Below are 22,622 nucleotides of genomic sequence, written 5' to 3' on the forward strand. Positions count from 1 at the left end.
TCGGAATCTCGGTGGTTCCCTTCAAGGCCGACAGTTCGGCGTCGAGCTGGCTGAGCTGCGTCCGCAACTCCTCGGCTTTCTCCCGCGCCCGCGTCGAGCGCGCTTCGAGATCGGCGAACTCCTTCTCGAATCGGGTGACTGTGCTGTCGTCCGGCACCTTGGCCTGGAGCAGGGCGCCGAGCGATCCCTGCCACAGGGGCAAGCTCGCGACCTGGGCAGCGATCCGCTCCTTGAGGCGGCCAAGCCGGGCCTGCCCCTCGGCGAGGGTCTGTTCCAGGGTTCCGCGCGCCTTCACCTCGGCGATGGCGGCAGTCAGGACGGCGGCGTCGGCGGGCGTGCCGATGGCTTCGAGCTGAGCCTCCAGCCGGGCCGCCTCGACCCTGCTTCCGGCGAGCTGGTCGGCGGCCGCATCGGACCGGGCGCGCAGCCTGCCCTCCTCCGCGATGAGGGCGCGGACATCGGCAAGGACGGACTTGGGAGGGATCGCTTCCGCCGCCCGCTCGACCGGCAGGGGCGAGCCGAGCCGCCTCAGCAGGTCGGCGGCCTGGTCGCGCAGCTGACGCAGCTCGCTCTCGCGCTTGGGCAGATCGGCGCGCTGGTCGCGGATCGCACCCCGCTGCTCGTGCAGGGCCTCGATCCCGGGACCGCTCGCCAGCATGGCCTCGGGAACGGTAAGGCCGTCCAGCTCCTCGGCCAGCTTGGCGGCGACGGCGCCGCAGCGTTCCACGTCGCGGGATGCCTCGTCGCGTTGGCGAAGGGCGGCCTGCCGCCGGTCGGCCGCGTCCTCCGCCAGCACCAGGGCATCGGCCAGGGTGCCCAGGCAGTCCTCCAGCTCCGCGATCTGGCTGACCAGATGGCGGGTGCGGCGGATGCGCTCCGCCTTGGCGCGGGCGGATTGCAGATGGTTCAGACGTTCCCGGCACTCCCGGATTCTCGCCTCGGCGGCCTCGGCGTCGGCTTGGACCTGGCGCCACTCGTCGCCGCTGACCACGGCCTCGCGCAGCCGTTTGCGCGCGTCGGCGTGGCGGTCCAGCGCCTGGTAGAACGGCTTCGACGCGACCCGGCGGGACGAGAACAGGGCGTTCGCCTCCGCGTCCAGTTCGGCCAGCACCTGGGAGATGCCCATCACCCCGGCGCCCGCCCCGAACAGGCTCTGCCCGACATCGCCGCGGGCGGCCAGGATGTCCTCGCCGCCCCGGCGCAGCCGGTTGTGGTCCAGCCCGAACATGCCTTCGAAGAAGTCGCGGTCGATCGGGCCCAGGAACGCGGCCAGGGCGGTATCGGGAAGCGTGCCCGATCCGTTGGCGTCCAGCAGGGTGTTCTGCCGGCCCTTGCGCCGCTGGAAGGCCAGCCGCCTGCCGTCCGCCGCCTCGATCTCCGCGGTCAGGCGCAGGTCGGCGTAATCATGCTTGAAGTTGTAGGGCGAGCGCGTCTCGATCCCGAAGAACAGGTCGCTCAGCGCCCGGAGCGTCGTCGTCTTCCCAGCCTCGTTGTTGCCGCAGACGATATGGAAGTCCGGCCGGGTGCCGAGATCGATCCCGCCGTCCGTGAAATGACCGAAACGGTCGAGGCCCAGGCGGATCAGTCTCATCGGTCGAGCTCCCGGTCGAGCAGGCGTGACAATACGATCGCCCTGGCGTCGGCGATCAGGGCGGCGGGGTCCTTCAACCCGGCGAGTTCCTCGCCCTGGTCATGCTGGCGGTCCAGTTCGCGCGGCATCTTGCCCATCAGCTCGTCCAGCTCGGATCGGATGGTCGCCTGAAGCTCCGGATCGGCCGTGAGGCTGTCGAGGGAGCGCAGCAGGCTGCCGACCGCGTCCTGGCGCAGGCTGAGGGTGACGAGGTCGCGCATCGGCCGGGTGGCGCCGATGATCTTCTCGATCCAGACCGCGTCGGCCCCCAGGTCGAGCGCCACCGCCCGCACCTCCGCCATGAAGGAATCCTGCCGGGACAGCAGCCCGCCATGAAGCGGGGTGGCACCGGTCAGCCGCAGCCGGGCGGCCAGCGGCCGGCCCTCGCACCCGCCGGCCGCCGCTTCGAGCGCGCCGCGGACCCGGGCCAGCGCCTCGCCGGGCGATTCGCAGCCGGTCAGGTCGGCATCGACCAGGGCCCAGCGGAGCACGTCGACCGGGCGGTGGTCGAGCCGGGTCACATGACCGTCCTCGACGGTGACCATCATGCAGCCCTTGGCGCCGGTTTCCCGGATGTTGCGCCCCTGGAGGTTGCCCGGAAAGACGATGTAAGGGTGCTCGTTCAGGATTTCGCGGGTATGGACATGACCAAGCGCCCAGTAGTCGTAGCCGTGGCGGGCGAGGTCGGCGGGATCGCACGGCGCGTAGCCGGCATGGCCCTCGCGCCCGTCAGCCGAGGTGTGCAGCAGGCCTATGTTGAAGTGTCCCGGCACCGGCGGCTTGTACCCGGCCGCCAGGTTGTCGACCACCTCCCGCTGCTTGAAGCTCTGTCCGTGCAGGGCGACCTTCAGGGCGGGAAGCAGGTGCGTTTCCGGCTTGCGGGAGGAGAAGACGGTGACGTTCTCCGGCAGCGGCAGCTTGCGGGTGATCTGGCTTTCGGCGTCGTGGTTGCCGTGGATCAGAAAGACGGGGATGCCGGCCTGACGCAGGCGCGACATCTGCTGGACGAAGAACAGGCCGGTATTGAAATCGCGCCAGTCGCCGTCATACAGGTCGCCGGCGATCACCACGAAATCGACCGCCTCCTCCTGCGCCAAGTCGACCATCGCCTGGAAGGCTCGGCGGGTGGCGCCCCGCAGCAAATCGACCGGCGCGCCGTCGTAGGCGGCCAGTCCGACCAGCGGGCTGTCGAGATGGATATCGGCGGCGTGGATGAACTTCATGGCTGCCTCGGACCCTGCTCAATACGACAGGTAGTATCCCGAACAGCCGAAAGACGCAAGAGGTTGGGGTTCTTTGGCCGCAGATGAACGCTGATGGACACGGATACCGGAGTAATCCGCGTCCATCAGCGGCCGAATACGATGCTATGCGGCCTGTTCCCCCCGTTCGTCCACCAAGCTGACGATGTCGTCCATGATGGCGGTCAGGTCGTAGTCCTTGGGGTGTAGACGCGGGCCACGCCGGCGGCCTTCAGGGTCCGCTCGTCCTCCGGCGGGATGATGCCGCCGACGACGACGGGGATCTCGCCCAGGCCCAGGCGGCGCATCCGGTCGAGCACGTCGGTCACCAGGGCCACGTGGCTGCCGGACAGGATCGACAGGCCGACGACATGAACCCCTTCCTCCAGGGCGGCGTTGACGATCTGCGCCGGGGTCAGGCGGATGCCCTCGTAGACCACTTCCATGCCGGCATCGCGGGCGCGCACCGCGATCTGCTCCGCCCCGTTGGAATGGCCGTCCAGTCCCGGCTTGCCGACCAGCATCTTGATCCGCCGGCCGAGCCGTTCCGACACCTGGGTGACCCGCTCGCGCACGGTGGCCGAGCTGTCGGCGCCGCCGGCGCTGGCCGCCTTGCCGACACCCGTGGGGGCGCGGTACTCGCCGAACACGCCGCGCAGCACGGCGGACCACTCGCCGGTGGTGACGCCGGCATGGGCGCAGCGGATGCTGGGCTCCATGATGTTGCGCCCGTCGCGGGCGGCTTCGCCCAGGTCGGCCAGGGCCGCTTCGACGTCGGCCGGGTTGCGGGCGGCGCGCCAGGCTTCGAGGCGGGCGAGCTGATCCGCCTCCGCTTGGGGATCGACGGCCAGGAAGCCGCCGTCATCGCCGGCGGTCAGCGGCGACGGCGCTGATTCGGTGAACTTGTTGACGCCGACCACGATCTGCTCGCCGGCCTCGATCGCCGCAAGGCGCCGGGTGTTCGACTCGACCAGCCGCTGCTTCATGTAGGACGACTCGACGGCGGCGATGGCGCCACCCATGGAGTCGATCCGGGCCAGCTCGTCCAGCGCCTCGGCCATCAGCTCCTCGACCTTGGAGTCGATGACGTGGCTGCCGTTGAACAGGTCGCCGTATTCCAGCAGGTCGGTCTCGAACGCGACGATCTGCTGGAGGCGCAGGCTCCACTGCTGGTCCCACGGCCGCGGCAGGCCCAGCGCCTCGTTCCAGGCGGGAAGCTGGACCGCGCGGGCGCGGGCGTCCTTGGACAGGACGACGGCCAGCATCTCGATCAGGATGCGGTAGACGTTGTTCTCCGGCTGCGGCTCGGTCAGTCCCAGGCTGTTGACCTGGACGCCGTAGCGGAAGCGGCGGAACTGCTGGTCTTCAATGCCGTAGCGGTCGCGGGTGATCTGGTCCCACAGGTAGGTGAACGCCCGCATCTTGCACAGCTCGGTGATGAACCGGATGCCGGCGTTGACGAAGAAGCTGATTCGCCCGACCACCTGGGGAAAGTCCTCCGCCGGGACCTGCCCCGACGCCTTGACGGCGTCGAGCACCGCGCAGGCGGTCGCGAGCGCGAAGGCCAGCTCCTGCACCGGCGTCGCCCCCGCCTCCTGCAGGTGGTAGGAGCAGACGTTCATCGGGTTCCACTTCGGCACTTCACGGTAGGTGAAGGCGATCATGTCCGTGGTCAGCCGCATGGACGGCTCGGGCGGGAAGATGTAGGTGCCGCGGCTGAGATATTCCTTGATGATGTCGTTCTGGGTCGTCCCGGCGAGCTGCGCCCGGCCGGCGCCCTGCTGCTCCGCGGCGGCGATGTAGAGCGCCAGCAGCCACGGCGCCGTCGCGTTGATCGTCATGGACGTGTTCATCTCGCCCAGCGGGATGCCGTCGAACAGCGTCCTCATGTCGCCGAGATGGCAGACCGGAACGCCGACCTTGCCGACTTCGCCCCTGGCCAGCGGATGGTCGCTGTCGTAGCCGGTCTGGGTCGGCAGGTCGAAGGCGACGGAAAGGCCGGTCTGTCCCCGCTTCAGGTTCGTCCGGTACAGCGCATTGGAGGCGGCGGCGGTCGAATGGCCGGAATAGGTCCGGATCAGCCAGGGCTTGTCGCGATGTCCACTCATTACGGCGCTTTCCCCTTCGCACGATTCATGTGATCCCGGTCACCCCCAGCCGGCGGGCGACTTATCTCCGCTAACATCGGCGGCCGCGAGCCCGCAAGCGGCACGATCCCATCCGATGGAACACCATCCCGTGGAGCCATCCCATGCCGCGGGTGCGAACGTCCTTTTTCCAACCGATAGTGCTTTCGACTGATTGTTTCAGTGACCAGGTGACCGGTGAAACAATTTACCGTATTGTGCGTTGCATCGGAAGGATCATCCTGTTTAGACTGCGCAAACTCTACGATCCATAGGGTTTTAAGCTTCAGGGCGTCTCGACATCGACGCATATGCAGCGAAGTTCGATACGGCCGTATCGGGGTATCCTGCGGCAGAAAAAGGTTTTGAGGAACAAGGCATGACCGAGGCAGCGAACGTCATCACCCGCCCGGCCGGTCCGGCGGTCAAGGACCTCTACGACGTGGGCGAGATCCCGCCGCTGGGCCATGTGCCGGCGAAGATGCACGCCTGGGCGATCCGTCGGGAGCGTCACGGCGAGCCCGAGAAGGCCATGCAGCTCGAAGTCGTCGCGACTCCGGAGATCGGACAGGACGAGGTCCTAGTCATGGTCATGGCGGCCGGCGTCAACTACAACGGCATCTGGGCCGGCCTGGGCAAGCCCATCTCGCCGTTCGACGTGCACAAGGCCGAGTACCACATCGCCGGTTCCGACGCGTCGGGGATCGTCTGGGCCGTCGGCAGCAAGGTCAAGCGGTTCAAGATCGGCGACGAGGTCGTGGTCCACTGCAACCAGGACGATGGCGACGACGAGGAGTGCAACGGCGGCGACCCGATGTTCTCGACCTCCCAGCGGATCTGGGGCTACGAGACTCCGGACGGCTCCTTCGCCCAGTTCTGCCGCGTGCAGGCCCGCCAGCTGATGGCCCGGCCGAAGCACCTGACCTGGGAAGAGAGCGCCTGCTACACGCTGACCCTGGCGACCGCCTACCGCATGCTGTTCGGCCACCGCCCGCACATCCTGCGGCCGGGCCACAACGTGCTGGTCTGGGGCGCCTCGGGCGGCCTCGGCTCCATGGCGATCCAGCTGATCGCCACGGCCGGCGCCAACGCGATCGGCGTGATCTCGGACGAGACCAAGCGCGACTTCGTGCTGTCGCTCGGTGCCAAGGGCGTGCTGAACCGCAAGGACTTCGACTGCTGGGGCCAGCTTCCGGACGTGGACGACAGCGCCGCCTATGCCGAGTACATGAAGCGGGTGCGCCCCTTCGGCAAGGCGATCTGGGACATCACCGGCAAGGGCAACGACGTCGACTTCGTGTTCGAGCATCCGGGCGAGCAGACCTTCCCGGTCTCCTGCTTCGTGGTCAAGCGCGGCGGAATGGTCGTGTTCTGCGCCGGCACGTCGGGCTTCAACCTGACCTTCGACGCCCGCTTCGTGTGGATGCGCCAGAAGCGCATCCAGGGCAGCCACTTCGCCAACCTGCTGCAGGCCAGCCAGGCCAACCAACTGGTGATCGAGCGGCGCCTGGACCCCTGCATGTCGGAAGTCTTCTCGTGGGAGGACATCCCCCGCGCCCACACCAAGATGCTCCGCAACGAGCACAAGCCGGGCAACATGGCCGTGCTGGTGAACGCGCGGACGCCGGGCCTGCGGACCCTGGAGGACGTGTCGGAGGCGTAGGGGCGCCCAGGCCTCTGTTCCGAAGCCGCCGGGGACGACCTCCCCGGCGGCTTGAGTTCAGAGAGGCACCTCGTTCGCCTTCGCCACGTCGCCGTACCAGTAGTAGCTGGCCTTCGGGCGGCGTTCCATCGTCTCCCGGTCGACCTGTACCAGGCCGAAATGCTGGGTGTAGCCGTAACCCCATTCGAAGTTGTCGAGCAGGGTCCAGACGAAATATCCCCGCAGGTCCGCGCCGTCCCGGATCGCGCGGTGGCAGGCCAGCAGGTGGTCGCGGATGAAGAAGATCCGGGCGCCGTCCTCGGCCTTGCCGCTCGGCCCGACCCAGTCGCCATAGGACGCGCCGTTCTCCGTCACATAGACCGGCGGGTTGCCGTAGCGGTCGCGGAACTCTATCAGCTGCTCGTAGAGGCCGTCCGGCTCGATCGGCCAGCCCATGTCGGTGTGCTTCGTCCCTTCCGGCGACGGGCCGAAATTGGTGCCGAACAAGCCGCCGGGATCGACCACCTGATGCATTCGACTATAGTAGTTGAGTCCCAGGAAATCGACCGGCTGGCGGATCGTCTCCATGTCGCCCGGCTTGATCAGCGGCTTGAAGTCGGCGATCAGGCTGTCGGGGTACTCGCCCTTGAACAGCGGGTCGAGGCAGGCGCGGTTCCAGACCGCGTCCCACTGCGCCGCCGCATGGCGGTTGGAGTCGGAGCCGGCAGCCGGCTTGACCGGCTGGACGCTGAGCACGGTGCCGAGTTGCCAGTCCTTGCCGCCGGCGGCGCGCAGGACGGCAAGCGCCCTGCCCTGCGCGAGGTTCTGGTGGTGGATCGCGGCGCAATAGCTGGCGCGTCCCCGCAGGTCGGGAGCGTGGCCGCCGAGGCCGTGGCCGAAGATCGCGACCACCGAAGGCTCGTTCAGCATGACCCAATGCTTGGCCCGGTCGCCGATCCGGCCGGCGACGATCAGGGCATAGTCGGCGAACCAGGACGCTATGTCGCGGTTGCCCCAGCCGCCCCGGTCCTGGAGCGCCTGGGGGAGGTCCCAGTGATAGAGGCACGGCCAAGGCTCGATCCCGCGCCGGAGCAGCGCGTCGGTGAGGCGGTCGTAGAAGTCCAGGCCTTTGGCGTTCGCCGGGCCGGTGCCGGTCGGCTGGATGCGCGGCCAGGCGACGGAGAACCGGTATGCCTTCAGCCCCGCGTCGGCCATCAGGGCGACGTCTTCGAGGTAGCGGTTGTAGTGGTCGGCAGCGACGTCTCCGGTATCGCTGTTGATGACCTTGCCCGGCGTGCGGCTGAACGTGTCCCACACGCTGGGGCCGCGGCCATCGGCGTCGGCCGCTCCCTCGATCTGGTAGGAGGAGGTTGACGTGCCCCACACGAACCCGTCAGGAAACCGGACCGCCTGTCGGGCTGCCGCGGGAACACTTCCGGAGACGATATCGGCACCGGCCAGCGCGGCCCCCGCCGCAACCCCCAGGAACTCCCGGCGACCAAGAGTTACACCCGCACCCTCTTTCGCGAACATTGCTTGGCAGCCTCTCGGATCGTTCCATTGTTTCATTGACGCAGTGCACACCATCCCGCATTTTGCAGAACAACACGCAGCCCGGCCTGCATTTAGTACACGGAGCCCATTATGACCAGCGTCGCCGTCAAGCTCGATTCCGCCTCGTCCGCCGCCTTGCTGCTCAACGATCTGCTGCCGCTCTGCGCCGAGGCCCTGCCCGCCGCGGAACGGCTTGTGGAGAGTGCGCGCGCGTCGGTGCTGGGGATCGTGACCGCCCCCGGCGGCAAGATCGACGCCGACCTGCTGGAGGCGAACCAGACCGCGGCGCACGGCTATGCCTGGATGGCGACATATGTCGAGGGCCTGCGCCAGATGCTCGGCTGGGCAAACCGCCTGGATGCCGTCGGCGAGTTGGGGGAGCTTGAGTCGCTGATGCTTCAGGCGGCCTTCGGCGAGTATCTGGCGCAGCTGGTCGGCGGCGTCCCGCTGAGCCAGGTGGAGATCGTCCGCCCCGGCGACCTGGGCGTGCCCGCCGGGGCGCTGGCCGCGTACCGGACCGACGCCGTCACGACCTTGATCGACCACGGCGCCGCAGCGCCGGTGCGGCTGCGAATCGCGGAGCTGGTCGCCGACCATCACACCTTCGGCAAGCTGGCGCTGGAGGACGAGACGCTGGACATGGTGCGCGACCAGTTCAGCCGATTCGCCGCCGACATGGTCGTGCCCCACGCCCATGGCTGGCACGAGCGCGACGAGCTGATCCCGCTGGAAGTGGTCGAGCAGATGGCCGAACTGGGCGTCTTCGGCCTGACCGTGCCGGAGGAGTTCGGCGGCCTGGGCATGGGCAAGACCGCCATGTGCGTGGTGTCCGAAGTGCTGAGCCAGGCTTATATCGGCGTCGGTTCCCTGGGCACCCGGTCGGAAATCGCGGCCGAGCTGATCCGCCTGGGCGGCACCCAGGAGCAGAAGGAGAAGTGGCTCCCCAAGCTGGCGAGCGGCGAGATCCTGCCGACCGCCGTCTTCACGGAGCCGAACACCGGGTCGGACCTGGGCTCGCTCCGCACCCGCGCTGTGCGCGAGGGCGACACCTACAAGGTGATGGGCAACAAGACCTGGATCACCCACGCCGCCCGCAGCGACCTTATGACGCTGCTGGTCCGCACCGACCCGAACACCACCGACTACCGCGGCCTTTCGATGCTGCTGGCGGAGAAGCCGCGCGGCACGGTCGAGGAGCCGTTCCCCGCCGAGGGCATGACCGGCGGCGAGATCGAGGTGCTGGGCTACCGCGGCATGAAAGAGTACGAGATCGGCTTCGACGGCTTCGAGGTCCCGGCAGAGAACCTGCTGGGCGGCGTCGAGGGCCAGGGCTTCAAGCAGCTGATGGAGACCTTCGAGAGCGCCCGTATCCAGACCGCCGCGCGCGCTACCGGCGTCGCCCAGAACGCCATGGAGCTGGGGCTCCAGTACGCCATCGACCGGGTGCAGTTCGGCAAGCCGCTGATCAAGTTCCCCCGGGTCGCCGCCAAGATCGGCTGGATGGCGGTCGAGACCATGCTGGTCCGGCAGCTGACATACTTCGCCGCGCGCGAGAAAGACCAGGACCGCCGCTGCGACATCGAGGCGGGCATGGCGAAGCTGCTGGCCGCCCGGGTCGCTTGGTCCAACGCCGACAACGCCCTGCAGATCCACGGCGGCAACGGCTATGCGACCGAGTACCAGATCAGCCGCGTGCTGTGCGACGCCCGCATCCTGAACATTTTCGAGGGTGCGGCGGAGATCCAGGCGCAGGTGATCGCGCGCGGGCTGCTCGGCCGGCGGAACTGACGGGCGGAACGGCGGAACGGCCGAAACGGGGCTGTGCGGCGGGAGGGCGGCACACTATATCCAGGGGATGAGCGGAATTCTGACATTTCTCCTGGTCGTGGCGATGCTCGCCGTCCTTGGCGCGCTGTTCGTCGGTCTGTTCGCCATGGTCCGTGGCGGCGAGTTCAACGACAGGTACGGCAACCGCATGATGCGGCTGCGCGTGATCCTTCAGGGGGTCGCCCTGGTGCTGTTCGTCCTCGCCGTCATCGCCTCGTCGGCCTGAGCCCGCGCGAAGCAAGTCAAGAACAACCGGTACCAGGAGGGCACCCCGCATGGTGCAGCTGACGCGGATCTACACCCGGGGCGGCGACAAGGGACAGACCTCTCTCGGCGACGGCAAGCGCGTCGCCAAGCACGACCTGCGCGTCGCGTCCTACGGCACGGTGGACGAGGCGAACAGCGTGATCGGGCTGGCACGCCTGTCGACCGCGGATGATCCCGGGATCGACGCCATGCTGTCGCGGATCCAGAACGACCTGTTCGACCTGGGTGCCGACCTGTGCACGCCCGAGCAGGAGAACCCGCCCTACCCGCCGCTCCGCATCGCCGACGCGCAGGTGGAGCGCCTGGAACGCGAGATCGACGCCATGAACGCGGAGCTCAGCCCGCTCAAGAGCTTCGTCCTGCCCGGCGGCACTCCCGCCGCGGCCCATCTGCATCTCGCCCGCACCGTGGCGCGGCGCGCCGAGCGGCTGATGACGGAACTGGCCGAGCACGAGCCCGTCGGCGGGCCGGCGCTGAGATTCATCAACCGGCTGTCGGATCACCTGTTCGTCCTCAGCCGTTATGTGAACGACAAAGGCGCGCTCGACGTGCTGTGGGTGCCCGGCGCCAACCGTTGATAGGCCCTGGAGGCCGGCTCTGCCGCGTCATGCCTTCAGCCATGCCTTCAGATTGACACGGTTGATGCCAAATCCTATGGTTCGCCACCGCTCGCGGTGTATTTTGTGCACTGCGGTCATGCCGCCGCGCGGGCATGAGCCACTGTCGTGTACCGATAACTAAGGATTTGAAATGAAAGTCCTCGTCCCGGTTAAGCGGGTGGTCGACTATAACGTGAAGATCCGCGTCAAGGCGGACGGCTCGGGAGTCGAGACTGCCAACGTTAAGATGTCGATGAACCCGTTTGATGAAATCGCGGTTGAAGAAGCGGTTCGTCTGAAGGAATCGAAGGCGGCGACCGAAGTGATCGCCGTCAGCCTGGGCGTCCAAGCCTGCCAGGAAACCCTGCGCACCGCGCTCGCGATGGGGGCCGACCGGGCCGTCCATGTGCTGACCGATGCCGACCTGCAGCCGCTGGCCGTCGCCAAGGCGCTCAAGGCCGTGGTCGAGAAGGAACAGCCGCAGCTCGTCATCATGGGCAAGCAGGCGATCGACGATGACGCCAACCAGACCGGCCAGATGCTGGCGGCCCTGCTCGGCTGGGCCCAGGGGACCTTCGCGTCCAAGGTGGTGCCCGGCGGCGAGACCGTGACCGTGACCCGCGAAGTGGACGGCGGCCTGGAGACGGTGGAGCTGAAGCTGCCGGCCGTGGTGACGACCGACCTGCGCCTCAACGAACCGCGCTACGCGTCGCTGCCGAACATCATGAAGGCGAAGAAGAAGCCGATCGAGACGGTTTCGCCGGCCGATCTCGGCGTCGATCCGGCACCGCGCCTGAAGACCCTGAAGGTGGTCGAGCCACCCAAGCGCTCCGCCGGCATCAAGGTCAAGACGGTGCAGGAACTGGTCGACAAGCTGAAGAACGAAGCCAAGGTGATCTGATATGAGCGTCCTCGTCATCGCGGAAAACGCCGAAGGCACGATCAAGCCCGCCACCCTGAACACCGTCACCGCCGCCGCCAAGCTGGGCGGCGACGTCCATGTCCTGGTCGCAGGCGCCAACGCCAAGGGCGCCGCCGAAGCGGCGGCCAGGATCGCGGGCGTCTCGAAGGTGCTGGTCGCCGACGCCGAGCCCTATGCCCACGGCCTGGCTGAGAACGTGGCCCCGCTGATCGTCGATCTGGCCAAAGGCTACAGCCACGTGCTGGCCCCGGCGACCAGCTTCGGCAAGAACGTCATGCCGCGGGTCGCCGCCCTGCTCGACGTGGCCCAGATCTCCGAGATCGTGGGCGTCCACGACGCCGACACGTTCGACCGGCCGATCTATGCCGGCAACGCGATCGCCACCGTCCAGTCTTCCGACCCGGTCAAGATCATCACCGTGCGCGGCACTGCCTTCGACGCGGCCCCGGCCGAGGGCGGCAGCGCCACGGTCGAGGATGCGGCAACCGGTGCGGATGCCGGCCTGTCCAAGTTCGTCGGACAGGAGCTGTCCAAGTCGGAGCGGCCGGAACTGACCAGCGCCAAGGCCATCGTGTCGGGCGGCCGGGGCATGCAGTCCGGCGAGAATTTCCATATGCTGGAGACACTGGCCGACAAGCTGGGCGCCGCGGTCGGCGCCAGCCGGGCGGCGGTGGACGCCGGCTACGTTCCCAACGACTATCAGGTCGGTCAGACCGGTAAGATCGTGGCACCCGAGCTCTACATTGCGGTCGGTATCTCCGGTGCGATCCAGCACCTGGCCGGGATGAAGGACTCCAAGGTCATCGTGGCCATAAACAAAGATGAGGAAGCGCCGATTTTCCAGGTCGCCGATTACGGCCTCGTGGGGGACCTGTTCAAGGTCGTTCCCGAGCTGACGGAGGAACTGGACAAGGTGCGATAACCCCTTCCTCAAACGTCGCCGCAAGGAACATAAATGATTCAGAAGATCGGTGTCATCGGAGCCGGGCAGATGGGTGCGGGTATCGCCCATGTCTGCGCAGTGTCAGGCTTCGACGTCAAACTGTCCGACATCAGTGCCGATGCGCTGAACAAGGCGGTGAGCAATATCGACAGGAACCTGGAACGTCAGGTTGCCAAAGGCAAGGTGAGCGAAGCCGACCGGCACATGGCCATCGAGCGCATCACCACCGGCACCGATCTGGCGATGTTCGGGGATTGCGACCTCGTCATCGAGGCGGCGACGGAAGCCGAGGAAGTCAAACGGGAAATCTTCAAGCGTCTGGTCCCCAACCTGAAGGCCGACGCGCTGATCGCCAGCAACACCTCGTCGATCTCGATCACGCGGCTGGCCGCGGTGACCGACCGGCCGGCCAAGTTCATGGGCATGCATTTCATGAACCCGGTGCCGGTGATGCAGCTCGTGGAGCTGATCCGCGGCATCGCGACCGACGAGGAGACTTTCCAGGCGGTCAGGGACCTGACGCTGAAGCTGGGCAAGAAAGCCGCCGTGGCGGAAGACTTCCCGGCCTTCATCGTCAACCGTATCCTGCTGCCGATGATCAACGAGGCGGTCTACACCCTTTACGAGGGCGTCGGCTCGGTCGAGGCGATCGACACCGCGCTGAAGCTTGGCGCCAACCACCCGATGGGTCCGCTTGAGCTGGCGGACTTCATCGGCCTGGACACCTGCCTGGCGATCATGCACGTGCTCTATGACGGCTTGGCCGACAGCAAGTACCGGCCCTGCCCGCTGCTGGTGAAGTATGTCGAAGCCGGCTGGGTCGGGCGCAAGGCCGGCCGCGGCTTCTACGACTACAGCAAGGAAGTGCCGGTTCCGACGCGCTGAGCGTCGTTCACTATCCACGGCAGACCGACAAGGGACCCGCTGACCGGCGGGTCCCTTGCTTTTTTGTCAGAGGTCGCCGGTCAGGATATCGATAGCGGTCCTGACGGCGAGCCTGTGATCGGCGAGACTTGCCACGACAGGCCCGATCTCCGCGGTCGAGATGCCGGCGATCTGCGGCGTCATCATGACGACCGGTTCATCCCGGATCTCGAACACGGGCATCAGGCGGGCTATCACCGTCCCGACAGCGCCGGCCCGGACCAAAGGCACGACGACCCGGGACCGTTGAACTTGGACGAAGTCGCTTTGAACAACCAACAGGAAGGGAACCGGGTGATCCTCCCGCCCCTGGGCCGATGGATTGAGGCAGACATCGAGAAAGCGCACGTCAGAAAAGCCGCCTTCCGGCGCTGAAAATTCCATGTGCTTCGACGAACCTGTCATAGTCCTCGAATGCTTGGCGGTTCTCCTCGATCCACCGTTTCCGCCGGGCCGCCGCGACCGCGTCCTCCAGCGCGTCTTCGAAGACTTCGGACAGGTTGATGCCGAGTGACTTGGCTTCAACGACCAAATCGGCCCGAGCCGAGACGTTGGTAGGCTTTCGCAATGCCGTTCCCCGCGTCATGTCCATCCTCATCAAGTCGTTGCGCACAGATTATGCGCACGGAGCGCGTTCTGTCAAAGCTCCTCCCTTTTCTTCCGGGAGCATGCCGCCATGTTCCTGTAACGGAAAAGACTTTCCGTTCCGGAACCACCCCCTCACGGCAAGGAAGCACGCATGTCGCTCAGCGATGGGGAAAAGGCGAAGATCCGCAGCGAATACCGCGACGCCGTCAATATGACGCCGAAAGAGCTGGAGCGCTGGCTGGAAAAGGAGGAAAGCAAGGGCGTCGGCTTCACCCGCGACGGCGAGGACGAATCGGTCGGCCACCACTCCGGCCGCCGCATCGTCGAGATCGCCGGCACGAAGCAGGGCGACCTGACGGACGACGATTATGCCCACATGAGGAAGGTCGTGGCCTATGTCCGTCGGCACTGCGCACAAGGTCCGTCCCATGATGTGGAGACGTCCCGCTGGCGCTACAGCCTGATGAACTGGGGCCACGACCCCCTCAGGAAAAGCGGCTGAGAACCCTCAGGGATGCGCGGCGAGACCGGGAACCCGTTGGGCGCCGACCCGATTGCCGCGGGCCGTCTGCTCGATGGCGTCGGCGACCTCGTCAGGTACCGCATAGTGGACCATGTGGCCGGCCCCCGGAACCAGGTGGAGGTCGCTGCCGGGTATGGTCTCATGCAGCCAGACCGCATGGGTTTCGTAGTCGACCACCTGGTCCTCGGTGCCGGCGAAGATCGTCACCGGAATGCGCAGGTCGCGGACGCGCTCCTCCATCCCGTATACGGCCGGCACCATGGTGACCGCATCCTGCGATTCGGCCCGGATCTGTCCCGGACGTACGGGAAAGACGCGGGGGAATTCGCGGTCGAAAAGTTCGGGCACCGGCAGCGGGGCGAACATCGCCTTCAAGGTCGGCGTCATCAGCGCCGATCCCACGAGGGGCGACAGGGTATAGCGCAGCACGTCGCCGAGAACGGGTACGGCGGGTGCAGCCACCAGCGGCACGTCGGCCCGGAAGGTCGTCTGGTAATATCCCGCCAGCAAGACGAGGCCGCTCACCGTGTCCGGGTGGCTGAGTGCCAGTTCCAGGGCGACGAGCGTGCCCCAGGAATGGCCGACAATGACGGCGCGGTCGATGCCGAGTTGGGCGAAGGCGTCGCGCAGCAGGTCCGCCTGCTCCCGCGCCGTCCACATCGACCCGTGCGGCCGATCGCTGTAGCCGAAGCCGGGACGGTCGATGGCGATGACCCGGTGGCGTGCGGCCAGTCGGTGGAACACGCCGCTCCAGACATAATCCTCGGCGGTGACGACGTTGCCGTGCAGCAGGACGATCGGAGTGCCCTCGCCCCGCTCGATATAGTGGAGACGTACGCCGTCGACGTTCACGAAACGCCCGGAGGGCGGGTGCTCTCGCTCCGCCTTGCGCGTCCGCCATGTGTTGTAGAGCGCCGCGGCGGCCAGGGCCGCCGCCGACGCGGCGAGGATCTTTCCGGTTCGCGAGACCTGGGGTGGTCGATAGCCGTACACTGAGTCCTCCGGAATGGTTCGTGACCGCAGGGCATCGGCGTGCACTGCGGCATTCATGACTCAGGGAACCGGGTGGGCTGGGGAATGTTCCGGCGCTACCCGCCGGTCTTCATCATCCTGGGCGGCCGGACGCCCTCGTCGATGAAATGCCGGAGCATCCGGACGGCCTCCTCGCTGTCCCACTCCGCATCGCCTTCCAGCCTGCCGAGTTCGAAGCCGTCCCGGTCGATCACCAAGGTGGTCGGCAGGCCACGGGGTTTCAGCGCGCCCATGGCGGCGCTTTGCGGGTCCAGGTACATGGTCAGGTTGCGCACGCCGACCCGGTCGAAGAAGGGCTGGACCACGTTCCTGCCGCCGCGATCGAGGGACAGGGCAATCACCTCGAAGTCCTCGCCGCCCAGTCGGCCTTGCAGGGCGTCGAGCGACGGCATCTCCCGGACGCACGGCGCGCACCATGTCGCCCACAGGTTCAGCAGGACCACCTTGCCCTTGAAGTCGGACAGATCGCCGCGCCCACCATCCGCGGTGATGAAGCTCAGCTCCGGGACCGGCCGGGGCTGGTCGGCCGGCTTGAACTTTTCCATGGTGCCTTCGAGCGGCGGACGGGCCGCGTTCGCCTGCCCTGCGTCGCTCGCGACCCACCATCCGGCGGCGCAGACGATGCCGAGCATTGCGGCGGCGACTAAATTACGCATACTGACCACCTTTTTCATATCCCGTCCCGTAGCTTCCCTGGCCCCGAACAAACCGCATCCCATGACCGACCAAGCAACACCCAAGAATGCCGGCAGCGCCGCCAACCAGCTTTGGGGCGGACGCTTCGCAAGCGGACCTTCCTCGATCATGGAACGCATCAACGTGTCGATCGGATTCGATCAGCGTCTGGCGGTCCAGGACATCGCGGGCTCCAAGGCCCATGCCGCCATGCTCGCCCGGCAGGGCATCATCGGCAAGGACGATGCGTCCAGGATCATCGAAGGTCTCGACCGCATCGCCAATGAGATTGCCGGCGGCAGCTTCACGTTCAAGACCGAACTGGAAGACATCCACATGAACGTGGAGGCGCGGCTTGCCGAACTGATTGGCGAACCGGCCGGCCGCCTGCACACCGCGCGGTCCCGCAACGATCAGGTGGCGACCGATTTCCGCCTCTGGGTGCGCGATGCGCTGGACCGCCTGGACGCCGGGCTGAAGGACCTGCAGTCCGCCATGATCGACCTGGCGGAACGGCACGCCGACACGGTGATGCCCGGCTTCACCCACCTGCAGACGGCCCAGCCGGTGACCTTCGGGCACCACCTGCTGGCCTATGTGGAGATGCTGGGCCGCGACCGGGGCCGCATGCGCGATGCCCGCGCGCGGCTGAACGAGTGCCCGCTGGGGTCGGCGGCGCTGGCCGGCACGTCGTTCCCGATCGACCGTCACGGCGTGGCCGAGGCGCTGGGCTTCGACCGGCCGACGGCCAATTCGCTGGATGCCGTGTCCGACCGGGACTTCGCGCTCGAATATCTCGGCGCCGCGGCGATCTGCGCGGTCCACCTTTCCCGCCTGGCGGAGGAGATCGTGGTCTGGTGCAGCGACGCCTTCCGCTTCATCCGGCTGACCGACGCCTTCACCACCGGCAGTTCGATCATGCCGCAGAAGAAGAACCCGGACGCGGCGGAACTGGTCCGCGCCAAGTCGGGCCGCGTGATCGGCGCTCTGGGCGGGCTGCTGATCGTCATGAAAGGGCTGCCGCTGGCCTATTCCAAGGACATGCAGGAGGACAAGGAACCGGTGTTCGAGACCGACGACACGCTCGGACTGTGCGTCGCCGCGATGGCCGGGATGGTCCGCGACATGACGCCTGACGCCGGCCGGATGCGGGCCGCGACCGAGGCCGGCTTCATCACCGCCACCGACCTCGCGGACTGGCTGGTGCGGGTGCTGGGGCTGCCGTTCCGCCAAGCCCACCACGTGACCGGACGAATCGTCAAGCTGGCGGAGGACAGGAACGCCAAGCTGGCCGATCTCAGCCTCGCCGACCTGCAATCGGTCGAGCCGCGCATCAGCCAGGCCGTCTTCGACGTGCTGACGGTGGATGCCTCGGTGGCCAGCCGGACCAGCTTCGGCGGTACCGCGCCGGAGACCGTGCGCAAAGCCGTGGCCGCCGCGCGGGAGCGTTTCCTGTGAGCCGGCCGGCATTGCTCCGCTTGGCGGCCGCCGGCCTCGCGGTCCTCGCCCTGGCCGCCTGCGGCAAGAAGCCCGGCTATGTCGAGCCGCCCCAGGGCCGCGCAGCCGACCGTTTCCCCGGCACCTATCCCAACCCCGCCCTCGACCCGCAGCCGCTGCCGCAACCCCAGAGGCAGGCCCCGGCCCCGACGCAGACGGCCCCAACGCAGTCCCAGCCGACCACGCCATGAGCCCTTACTTCACCTATCGCGACGGCGTGCTGCATGCCGAGGACGTCGCCCTTCCCGCCCTCGCGGCGGCAGTCGGCACGCCGTTCTACTGCTATTCGTCCGCGGCGCTCGAAGCGAACTACCGCGCCTTCGCCACCGCCTTCGAGGGGACCGATACCGGAATCTGCTACGCGCTGAAGGCGAACTCCAACCTCGCCGTGATCCGCACCCTGGCCAGGATGGGCGCCGGCGCCGACGTGGTGTCGGAAGGCGAGATGCGCCGGGCGCTCGCCGGCGGCGTGCCGGCGGACCGGATCGTCTTCTCCGGCGTCGGCAAGACCCGCGGCGAGATGAGGGCAGCCCTGGAGGCCGGCATCTTCCAGCTCAACGTCGAATCGATCCCCGAGCTGGAGGCCCTGAGCCAGGTCGCGGCCTCGATGGGCCGGACAGCCTCGATCGCGATCCGGGTCAACCCCGACGTGGACGCCCGAACCCACGCCAAGATCGCGACCGGCAAGAAGGAAAACAAGTTCGGCATCGACATCGACCACGCGCGCGAGATCTACGCCCGCGCAGCCGCCCTGCCGGGGATCGCCCCCGTCGCCGTCGCGGTGCATATCGGGTCGCAGCTGACCAGCCTGGAGCCCTTCCGCGCCGCCTTCGAGCGGGTGGTCGAACTGGTCCATGCGCTGCGCGCCGACGGGCACGACATCAAGCGCCTGGACCTGGGCGGCGGCCTGGGCATCCTGTACCGGGACGAGGAGGTGCCGGCCGTCGGCGCCTATGCCGGAATGGTCAGGAGCATCACCGGCAACCTGGGCTGCCACGTGACGCTGGAGCCCGGACGGGCGCTGGTCGGCAACGCCGGCATCCTGGTGACCCGGGTGATCTTCCGGAAGACCGGGCTGCACCGCGAGTTCCTGATCGTCGACGCGGCGATGAACGACCTGATCCGCCCCTCGCTTTACGATGCCTGGCACACCATCCTTCCTGTGGTCGAACCGTCTTCCGACGCGCCGCGATCGCCGATCGACGTCGTCGGGCCGGTCTGCGAGTCGGGGGATACTTTCGCGGTGCAGCGGGTCCTGCCACATTTGGACCAAGAAGATCTGGTGGCATTCCTGTCGGCGGGAGCCTACGGCGCGGTGATGTCGTCCAGCTACAACACCCGCCCGCTGATCCCCGAGGTGCTGGTCTCGGGGGCCGACCATGCGGTCGTCCGCCGCCGGCCGACCGTCGAGGAGATGCTGGCGGCGGAACAGGTGCCGGCGTGGCTTGATCCCTGACGGGACATCGGCAAGGAGCGTTCTATGGGGGAAGCGGTATGAACGGGACCGACGATCGCACGCAGAGCCCCACCCGGCGCAAAGGCGCCGCGGGCGAGCCGACGTTCCGGCTCGGACTGGCGCGCGGCGCGCTGGCCTGGGAACAGCTCTGGCCGGCCTTGTGGCCGGCGGCGGGGGTCGCCGGGCTGTTCATCGCCGTCGCCCTTTTCAACGTGCTGCCCGCGCTGGGCGGCTGGCTCCACGCGCTGGTGCTCCTGCTGTTCGCCGCGGCCTTCGCCGCCGCCCTTCTTGTCGGCGCAAGACGGATCAGACTGCCGGACGACGCCGCCGCGTTGCGCCGGCTGGAACGGGACAGCGGCCTGACCCACCGGCCGCTGGCCGCGGTCCGCGACAACCTCGCCAGCGGCTCCGACCCCGCGAGCGTCGAACTGTGGCGGCTTTACCAGGAACGCGCCCGCCAGCGCATGAAGTCGCTGCGGGTCAGGCTGCCCCATCCCAACCTGGCCGCCCGCGACCCCTGGGCCTTGCGGGCAGCCGTCGGCCTCATCCTGTTCGTCGCGGCGTTCGGCACCTGGGGCGACTGGCGGCCGCGCCTCGCCGCGGCGCTGACTCCCCATCTGGACGGATCGGCCGGAACCGCGCAGGCCATGCTGGACGTCTGGGTCACCCCGCCGGACTATACCGGCCTGCCGCCGATCTTCCTGCGGTCCGGCCCGCCCGCTCCGGCGGCGCAGCAGGCCTCGGACAACGCCGGGGAACCCGCCCCGCCGGCCGGACCGGTCCAGGTGCCGACCGGCAGCGTGCTCCTCGCCCGCGTGACCGGCGGCTCCGGAGTCCCCGCGCTCAACGCCAACGGACCAGTTCGGCGTTCGAGCAGATCGATCAGGCCAGCTATCAGGCCAGCCAGCCGATCACCACCGGCGGCATGATCGAGGTCCAGCAGGAAGGCAGGTCGTTGGGGTCGTGGCCGATCGCCGTCGTTTCCGACACCGCCCCGATCGTGGCGCTTCCGGCCCCGCCGGCCGCCGGCGAGCGCGGCGCGATGCGGCTGGAGTACGAGGCGCGCGACGACTACGGCATCGCCGCCGTCCAGGGCACCGTCCGGCTGAGCGGCGACAGCGCCGAGCCGGGACTGGACCGGACGCCGATCGAGTTGCAGCTTCCGCTGCCCGGGGTGCGGCCCAAGGTGGCCCGCAGCACCAGCTTTCATGACCTGACGCCCCATCCTTGGGCCGGCCTGCCGGTCACTTTGCGCGTCTCCGCCACCGATGGGGCCGGACAGACCGGTACGACCGAAGACGTGGCCCTGGTGCTGCCGGAACGGGAGTTCCTCAACCCGGTCGCCCGGGCGATCATCGAGGAGCGCAAGAAGCTGACCCTGCGCCCCGACTCCAGCCGCGAGGAGGTGGCGCGCGGTCTCGGCATCATCTCGGCCCGGCCGTTCCAGTTCCGTGACGACGTGGTCGTGTTCCTCTCGCTCCGCTCCGCCGTGGCGCGCCTGTACCTGGACGAGACCTCCGACGCCGTTCCCGCGATCCAGAAGCTGCTGTGGGACACCGCGCTGCGGGTCGAGGACGGCACGCTGTCGATCGCCGAGCGCAACCTCCGCGACGCCGAGCAGCGCCTGATGGACGCCCTGAACAAGGATGCTCCGGACGAGGAGCTCCAGCGGCTGATGGACGAGTTGCAGCAGGCTATGAACGAGTTCCTGGACGCCATGGAAGAGCAGATGCGCCAGGCGATGGAACGCGGCGAGCAGCCGCCCCAGATCCCGCCGGAGATGCAGGCCCAGACCATGGATCGCCAGGATCTCCAGCAGATGCTCGACCAGATGCGCCAGATGGCCGAGACCGGCTCCCGCGAGGCCGCGCGCGAGATGCTGTCCCAGCTCCAGCAGATGCTGGAGAACCTGCGCAACGGCAACATGGCCCAGATGCAGCAGAACCAGCAGAACCAGGCCGGGCAGATGATGCAGCAGCTCCAGGACCTGGCCCAGCGCCAGCGCGAGCTGCTCGACCAGAGCTTCCGCGAATCCCAGCAGGGGCAGGAAGGACAGGAGGGGCAACAAGGGCAGCAGAGCCAGCAGGGGCAGATGCCCAGCCGGCAGCAGCGCCCCGGCCAGCGCGGCCAGCAGGGACAACAGGGGCAGCAGGGACAACAGGGGCAGCAGGGACAACAGGGGCAGCAGGGGCAGCAGGGCCAGGGCTCGGCCAGCGCCGCCCAGCAGGAGGCGCTGAGGCGCGAACTGGGTGAGCTGATGCGGCAGTTGGGCGAGATGGGCGGAGAGATCCCGCGGCCCCTCGGACGGGCCGAGCGCGCGATGCGGGAAGCCGGACAGGCGCTGGAGCAGGGCATGCCCGGTGCCGCGGTCCCGCCGCAGACCCAGGCGCTGGACGAGCTTCAGCAGGGTCTGCAGTCCATGGCGGAGCAGATGGCCCAGCAGATGATGATGGGCCAGCAGCCGGGCCAGATGCCCGGCCAGCAGCAAATGCAGCAATCGAACCGCGGCCGTGACCCGCTCGGCCGCCCCCTGCCCGGCTTCGGCCGCGCGGACACCAACGACGTGCGGATCCCGAGCAATCGGACCTGCAGCGCGCCCGGGAGATCCTGGACGAACTCCGCCGCCGCGCCGGCGAATTCAACCGCCCGCAGCTGGAGTTGGACTATATCGACCGCCTGCTGCGGCGCTTCTGAGCCAGAAGGCGGCCCGGTGCGTTAGTCTTGTAGGCCGGCTCAGCCCCTGCCGCCGAGCCCAAGCGCGGCCCGGGCGGCGGCGCAGATCTCCTGAAGGCTGAAGGGCTTGGGGATCACGGCGTGGATCAGGGCTTCCAGGTTACATGCGCGGATGTGCTCCGCCGGATAGCCCGTGATCAGCAGGATCCTGATCCCCGGCCGGCGCTTCGCGGCGCTGAGCGCCAGCGTGATGCCGTCCACGACCGGCATGACGATGTCGGCGACCAGCAGGTCGTAAGGTTCGGTGTCCAGCGCCTGGAGCGCCTGCTGGCCGTCCTCCACATCCGTCACGGCGAAGCCCGCATGGCCGAGCGCGCGGGAGACGAAGGCGCGCACGGCGGGATCGTCCTCGGCGAGAAGGACCCGGTAGGCCGAGGTTCCCGGAACTTCACTCATCGATTGCTGAACCCGTGGCTGCCCTGAACGATCCAGTTCCCAGTAGG

General features: G+C 68.0%; 19 protein-coding genes and 2 pseudogenes (1 of these 21 only partly in view). 12 read left to right on the forward strand and 9 right to left on the reverse strand.

What is annotated here, in order from left to right; all coding sequences use genetic code 11:
- The 3 genes and pseudogenes from DPR14_RS15470 to DPR14_RS15480 all read right to left on the reverse strand — a co-directional run.
- Positions 1-1,591, reverse strand: the beginning of a protein-coding gene (locus DPR14_RS15470) for an ATP-binding protein (RefSeq protein ID WP_158045943.1). The gene continues 1,934 nt to the left of window position 1, outside the view; 1,591 of the gene's 3,525 nt are visible here — the first part of the coding sequence; the start codon lies at positions 1,589-1,591; the stop codon falls past the left edge of the window.
- A complete protein-coding gene (locus DPR14_RS15475) occupies positions 1,588-2,853 on the reverse strand; it encodes a metallophosphoesterase family protein (protein WP_158045944.1) in 1,266 nt (421 codons plus the stop codon). The genes DPR14_RS15470 and DPR14_RS15475 overlap by 4 nt, the downstream gene beginning before the upstream one ends.
- Before the next feature lie 144 nt (positions 2,854-2,997).
- Positions 2,998-4,979 (reverse strand): annotated as a pseudogene (locus tag DPR14_RS15480) (methylmalonyl-CoA mutase family protein).
- Between the two features lie 397 nt (positions 4,980-5,376).
- On the opposite strand from DPR14_RS15480, the gene ccrA reads away from it, so the two are divergent.
- Positions 5,377-6,660: a crotonyl-CoA carboxylase/reductase gene (gene ccrA, locus DPR14_RS15485; protein ID WP_158045945.1), complete on the forward strand. Its 1,284-nt coding sequence runs from the start codon at positions 5,377-5,379 to the stop codon at positions 6,658-6,660.
- Positions 6,661-6,717: 57 nt separating this feature from the next.
- Here the strand turns inward: ccrA and DPR14_RS15490 are convergent, their stop codons facing one another.
- Positions 6,718-8,172 carry a GH1 family beta-glucosidase gene (locus DPR14_RS15490; protein WP_158045946.1) on the reverse strand — a complete coding sequence of 485 codons (1,455 nt, stop codon included), beginning with the start codon at positions 8,170-8,172 and terminating at the stop codon, positions 6,718-6,720.
- Positions 8,173-8,283: 111 nt separating this feature from the next.
- On the opposite strand from DPR14_RS15490, the gene DPR14_RS15495 reads away from it, so the two are divergent.
- The 6 genes from DPR14_RS15495 (at position 8,284) to DPR14_RS15520 (ending at position 13,636) form a co-directional block, all read left to right on the forward strand.
- Positions 8,284-9,981 carry an acyl-CoA dehydrogenase family protein gene (locus tag DPR14_RS15495; protein WP_158045947.1) on the forward strand — a complete coding sequence of 566 codons (1,698 nt, stop codon included), beginning with the start codon at positions 8,284-8,286 and terminating at the stop codon, positions 9,979-9,981.
- A gap of 67 nt (positions 9,982-10,048) precedes the next feature.
- On the forward strand, positions 10,049-10,246 hold the full coding sequence (locus DPR14_RS15500) for a twin transmembrane helix small protein (protein ID WP_158045948.1): 198 nt from the start codon (positions 10,049-10,051) through the stop codon (positions 10,244-10,246).
- Between the two features lie 49 nt (positions 10,247-10,295).
- Positions 10,296-10,865 (forward strand): cob(I)yrinic acid a,c-diamide adenosyltransferase, encoded by a 570-nt coding sequence (locus DPR14_RS15505; protein ID WP_158045949.1) that lies wholly within the window; start codon positions 10,296-10,298, stop codon positions 10,863-10,865.
- Between the two features lie 172 nt (positions 10,866-11,037).
- On the forward strand, positions 11,038-11,787 hold the full coding sequence (locus tag DPR14_RS15510) for an electron transfer flavoprotein subunit beta/FixA family protein (protein WP_158045950.1): 750 nt from the start codon (positions 11,038-11,040) through the stop codon (positions 11,785-11,787).
- Position 11,788: 1 nt separating this feature from the next.
- A complete protein-coding gene (locus tag DPR14_RS15515; RefSeq protein WP_158045951.1) occupies positions 11,789-12,730 on the forward strand; it encodes an electron transfer flavoprotein subunit alpha/FixB family protein in 942 nt (313 codons plus the stop codon).
- A gap of 33 nt (positions 12,731-12,763) precedes the next feature.
- Positions 12,764-13,636 carry a 3-hydroxybutyryl-CoA dehydrogenase gene (locus DPR14_RS15520; protein WP_158045952.1) on the forward strand — a complete coding sequence of 291 codons (873 nt, stop codon included), beginning with the start codon at positions 12,764-12,766 and terminating at the stop codon, positions 13,634-13,636.
- Between the two features lie 66 nt (positions 13,637-13,702).
- Here the strand turns inward: DPR14_RS15520 and DPR14_RS15525 are convergent, their stop codons facing one another.
- Together DPR14_RS15525 and DPR14_RS15530 are read right to left on the reverse strand one after the other, a co-directional pair.
- Positions 13,703-14,023, reverse strand: coding sequence for a CcdB family protein (locus DPR14_RS15525; RefSeq protein ID WP_192498964.1), 321 nt, complete (start codon positions 14,021-14,023; stop codon positions 13,703-13,705).
- A gap of 1 nt (position 14,024) precedes the next feature.
- Positions 14,025-14,261 (reverse strand): type II toxin-antitoxin system CcdA family antitoxin, encoded by a 237-nt coding sequence (locus tag DPR14_RS15530; RefSeq protein WP_246148200.1) that lies wholly within the window; start codon positions 14,259-14,261, stop codon positions 14,025-14,027.
- A gap of 153 nt (positions 14,262-14,414) precedes the next feature.
- Between DPR14_RS15530 and DPR14_RS15535 the strand changes: the two genes are divergently transcribed.
- The gene (locus DPR14_RS15535; RefSeq protein ID WP_158045955.1) at positions 14,415-14,765 is read left to right on the forward strand and encodes a DUF3140 domain-containing protein; all 351 of its coding nucleotides are present in this window, start codon (positions 14,415-14,417) and stop codon (positions 14,763-14,765) included.
- A 6-nt stretch (positions 14,766-14,771) separates the two neighbouring features.
- On the opposite strand, the gene DPR14_RS15540 is transcribed toward DPR14_RS15535, so the two are convergent.
- Positions 14,772-15,779, reverse strand: coding sequence for an alpha/beta fold hydrolase (locus tag DPR14_RS15540; RefSeq protein ID WP_246148202.1), 1,008 nt, complete (start codon positions 15,777-15,779; stop codon positions 14,772-14,774).
- A gap of 95 nt (positions 15,780-15,874) precedes the next feature.
- A complete protein-coding gene (locus DPR14_RS15545) occupies positions 15,875-16,474 on the reverse strand; it encodes a TlpA family protein disulfide reductase (RefSeq protein WP_246148204.1) in 600 nt (199 codons plus the stop codon).
- Positions 16,475-16,535: 61 nt separating this feature from the next.
- Between DPR14_RS15545 and argH the strand changes: the two genes are divergently transcribed.
- The 4 genes and pseudogenes from argH (at position 16,536) to DPR14_RS15565 (ending at position 22,165) form a co-directional block, all read left to right on the forward strand.
- Positions 16,536-17,951 (forward strand): argininosuccinate lyase, encoded by a 1,416-nt coding sequence (gene argH / locus DPR14_RS15550; RefSeq protein ID WP_158045958.1) that lies wholly within the window; start codon positions 16,536-16,538, stop codon positions 17,949-17,951.
- A complete protein-coding gene (locus DPR14_RS15555) occupies positions 17,948-18,181 on the forward strand; it encodes a hypothetical protein (protein ID WP_158045959.1) in 234 nt (77 codons plus the stop codon). Before argH ends, DPR14_RS15555 begins: the two co-directional genes overlap by 4 nt.
- Complete coding sequence (gene lysA, locus DPR14_RS15560; RefSeq protein ID WP_158045960.1) at positions 18,178-19,446, forward strand: diaminopimelate decarboxylase; 1,269 nt, start codon at positions 18,178-18,180, stop codon at positions 19,444-19,446. Before DPR14_RS15555 ends, lysA begins: the two co-directional genes overlap by 4 nt.
- 38 nt (positions 19,447-19,484) lie before the next feature.
- Positions 19,485-22,165: pseudogene (locus DPR14_RS15565) on the forward strand (TIGR02302 family protein).
- Positions 22,166-22,179: 14 nt separating this feature from the next.
- On the opposite strand, the gene DPR14_RS15570 reads toward DPR14_RS15565, so the two are convergent.
- Entirely contained in the window at positions 22,180-22,575 is a 396-nt protein-coding gene (locus DPR14_RS15570; RefSeq protein WP_158045961.1) for a response regulator, read from the reverse strand.
- Positions 22,576-22,622 lie beyond the last annotated feature (47 nt).

Origin of the sequence: Skermanella pratensis (genome assembly GCF_008843145.1) — a bacterium.
In the GTDB taxonomy this organism is placed as follows: Bacteria; Pseudomonadota; Alphaproteobacteria; order Azospirillales; family Azospirillaceae; genus Skermanella; species Skermanella pratensis.

What these genes read in the sequence shown, in the direction of transcription:
- DPR14_RS15475 (WP_158045944.1), bottom strand. Translation starts at nt 2,853, where the DNA reads ATGAAGTTCATCCACGCCGCCGATATCCATCTCGACAGCCCGCTGGTC.
- ccrA (WP_158045945.1), top strand. Translation starts at nt 5,377, where the DNA reads ATGACCGAGGCAGCGAACGTCATCACCCGCCCGGCCGGTCCGGCGGTC.
- DPR14_RS15490 (WP_158045946.1), bottom strand. Translation starts at nt 8,172, where the DNA reads ATGTTCGCGAAAGAGGGTGCGGGTGTAACTCTTGGTCGCCGGGAGTTC.
- DPR14_RS15495 (WP_158045947.1), top strand. Translation starts at nt 8,284, where the DNA reads ATGACCAGCGTCGCCGTCAAGCTCGATTCCGCCTCGTCCGCCGCCTTG.
- DPR14_RS15500 (WP_158045948.1), top strand. Translation starts at nt 10,049, where the DNA reads ATGAGCGGAATTCTGACATTTCTCCTGGTCGTGGCGATGCTCGCCGTC.
- DPR14_RS15505 (WP_158045949.1), top strand. Translation starts at nt 10,296, where the DNA reads ATGGTGCAGCTGACGCGGATCTACACCCGGGGCGGCGACAAGGGACAG.
- DPR14_RS15510 (WP_158045950.1), top strand. Translation starts at nt 11,038, where the DNA reads ATGAAAGTCCTCGTCCCGGTTAAGCGGGTGGTCGACTATAACGTGAAG.
- DPR14_RS15515 (WP_158045951.1), top strand. Translation starts at nt 11,789, where the DNA reads ATGAGCGTCCTCGTCATCGCGGAAAACGCCGAAGGCACGATCAAGCCC.
- DPR14_RS15520 (WP_158045952.1), top strand. Translation starts at nt 12,764, where the DNA reads ATGATTCAGAAGATCGGTGTCATCGGAGCCGGGCAGATGGGTGCGGGT.
- DPR14_RS15530 (WP_246148200.1), bottom strand. Translation starts at nt 14,261, where the DNA reads ATGACGCGGGGAACGGCATTGCGAAAGCCTACCAACGTCTCGGCTCGG.
- DPR14_RS15535 (WP_158045955.1), top strand. Translation starts at nt 14,415, where the DNA reads ATGTCGCTCAGCGATGGGGAAAAGGCGAAGATCCGCAGCGAATACCGC.
- DPR14_RS15545 (WP_246148204.1), bottom strand. Translation starts at nt 16,474, where the DNA reads ATGCGTAATTTAGTCGCCGCCGCAATGCTCGGCATCGTCTGCGCCGCC.
- argH (WP_158045958.1), top strand. Translation starts at nt 16,536, where the DNA reads ATGACCGACCAAGCAACACCCAAGAATGCCGGCAGCGCCGCCAACCAG.
- lysA (WP_158045960.1), top strand. Translation starts at nt 18,178, where the DNA reads ATGAGCCCTTACTTCACCTATCGCGACGGCGTGCTGCATGCCGAGGAC.
- DPR14_RS15570 (WP_158045961.1), bottom strand. Translation starts at nt 22,575, where the DNA reads ATGAGTGAAGTTCCGGGAACCTCGGCCTACCGGGTCCTTCTCGCCGAG.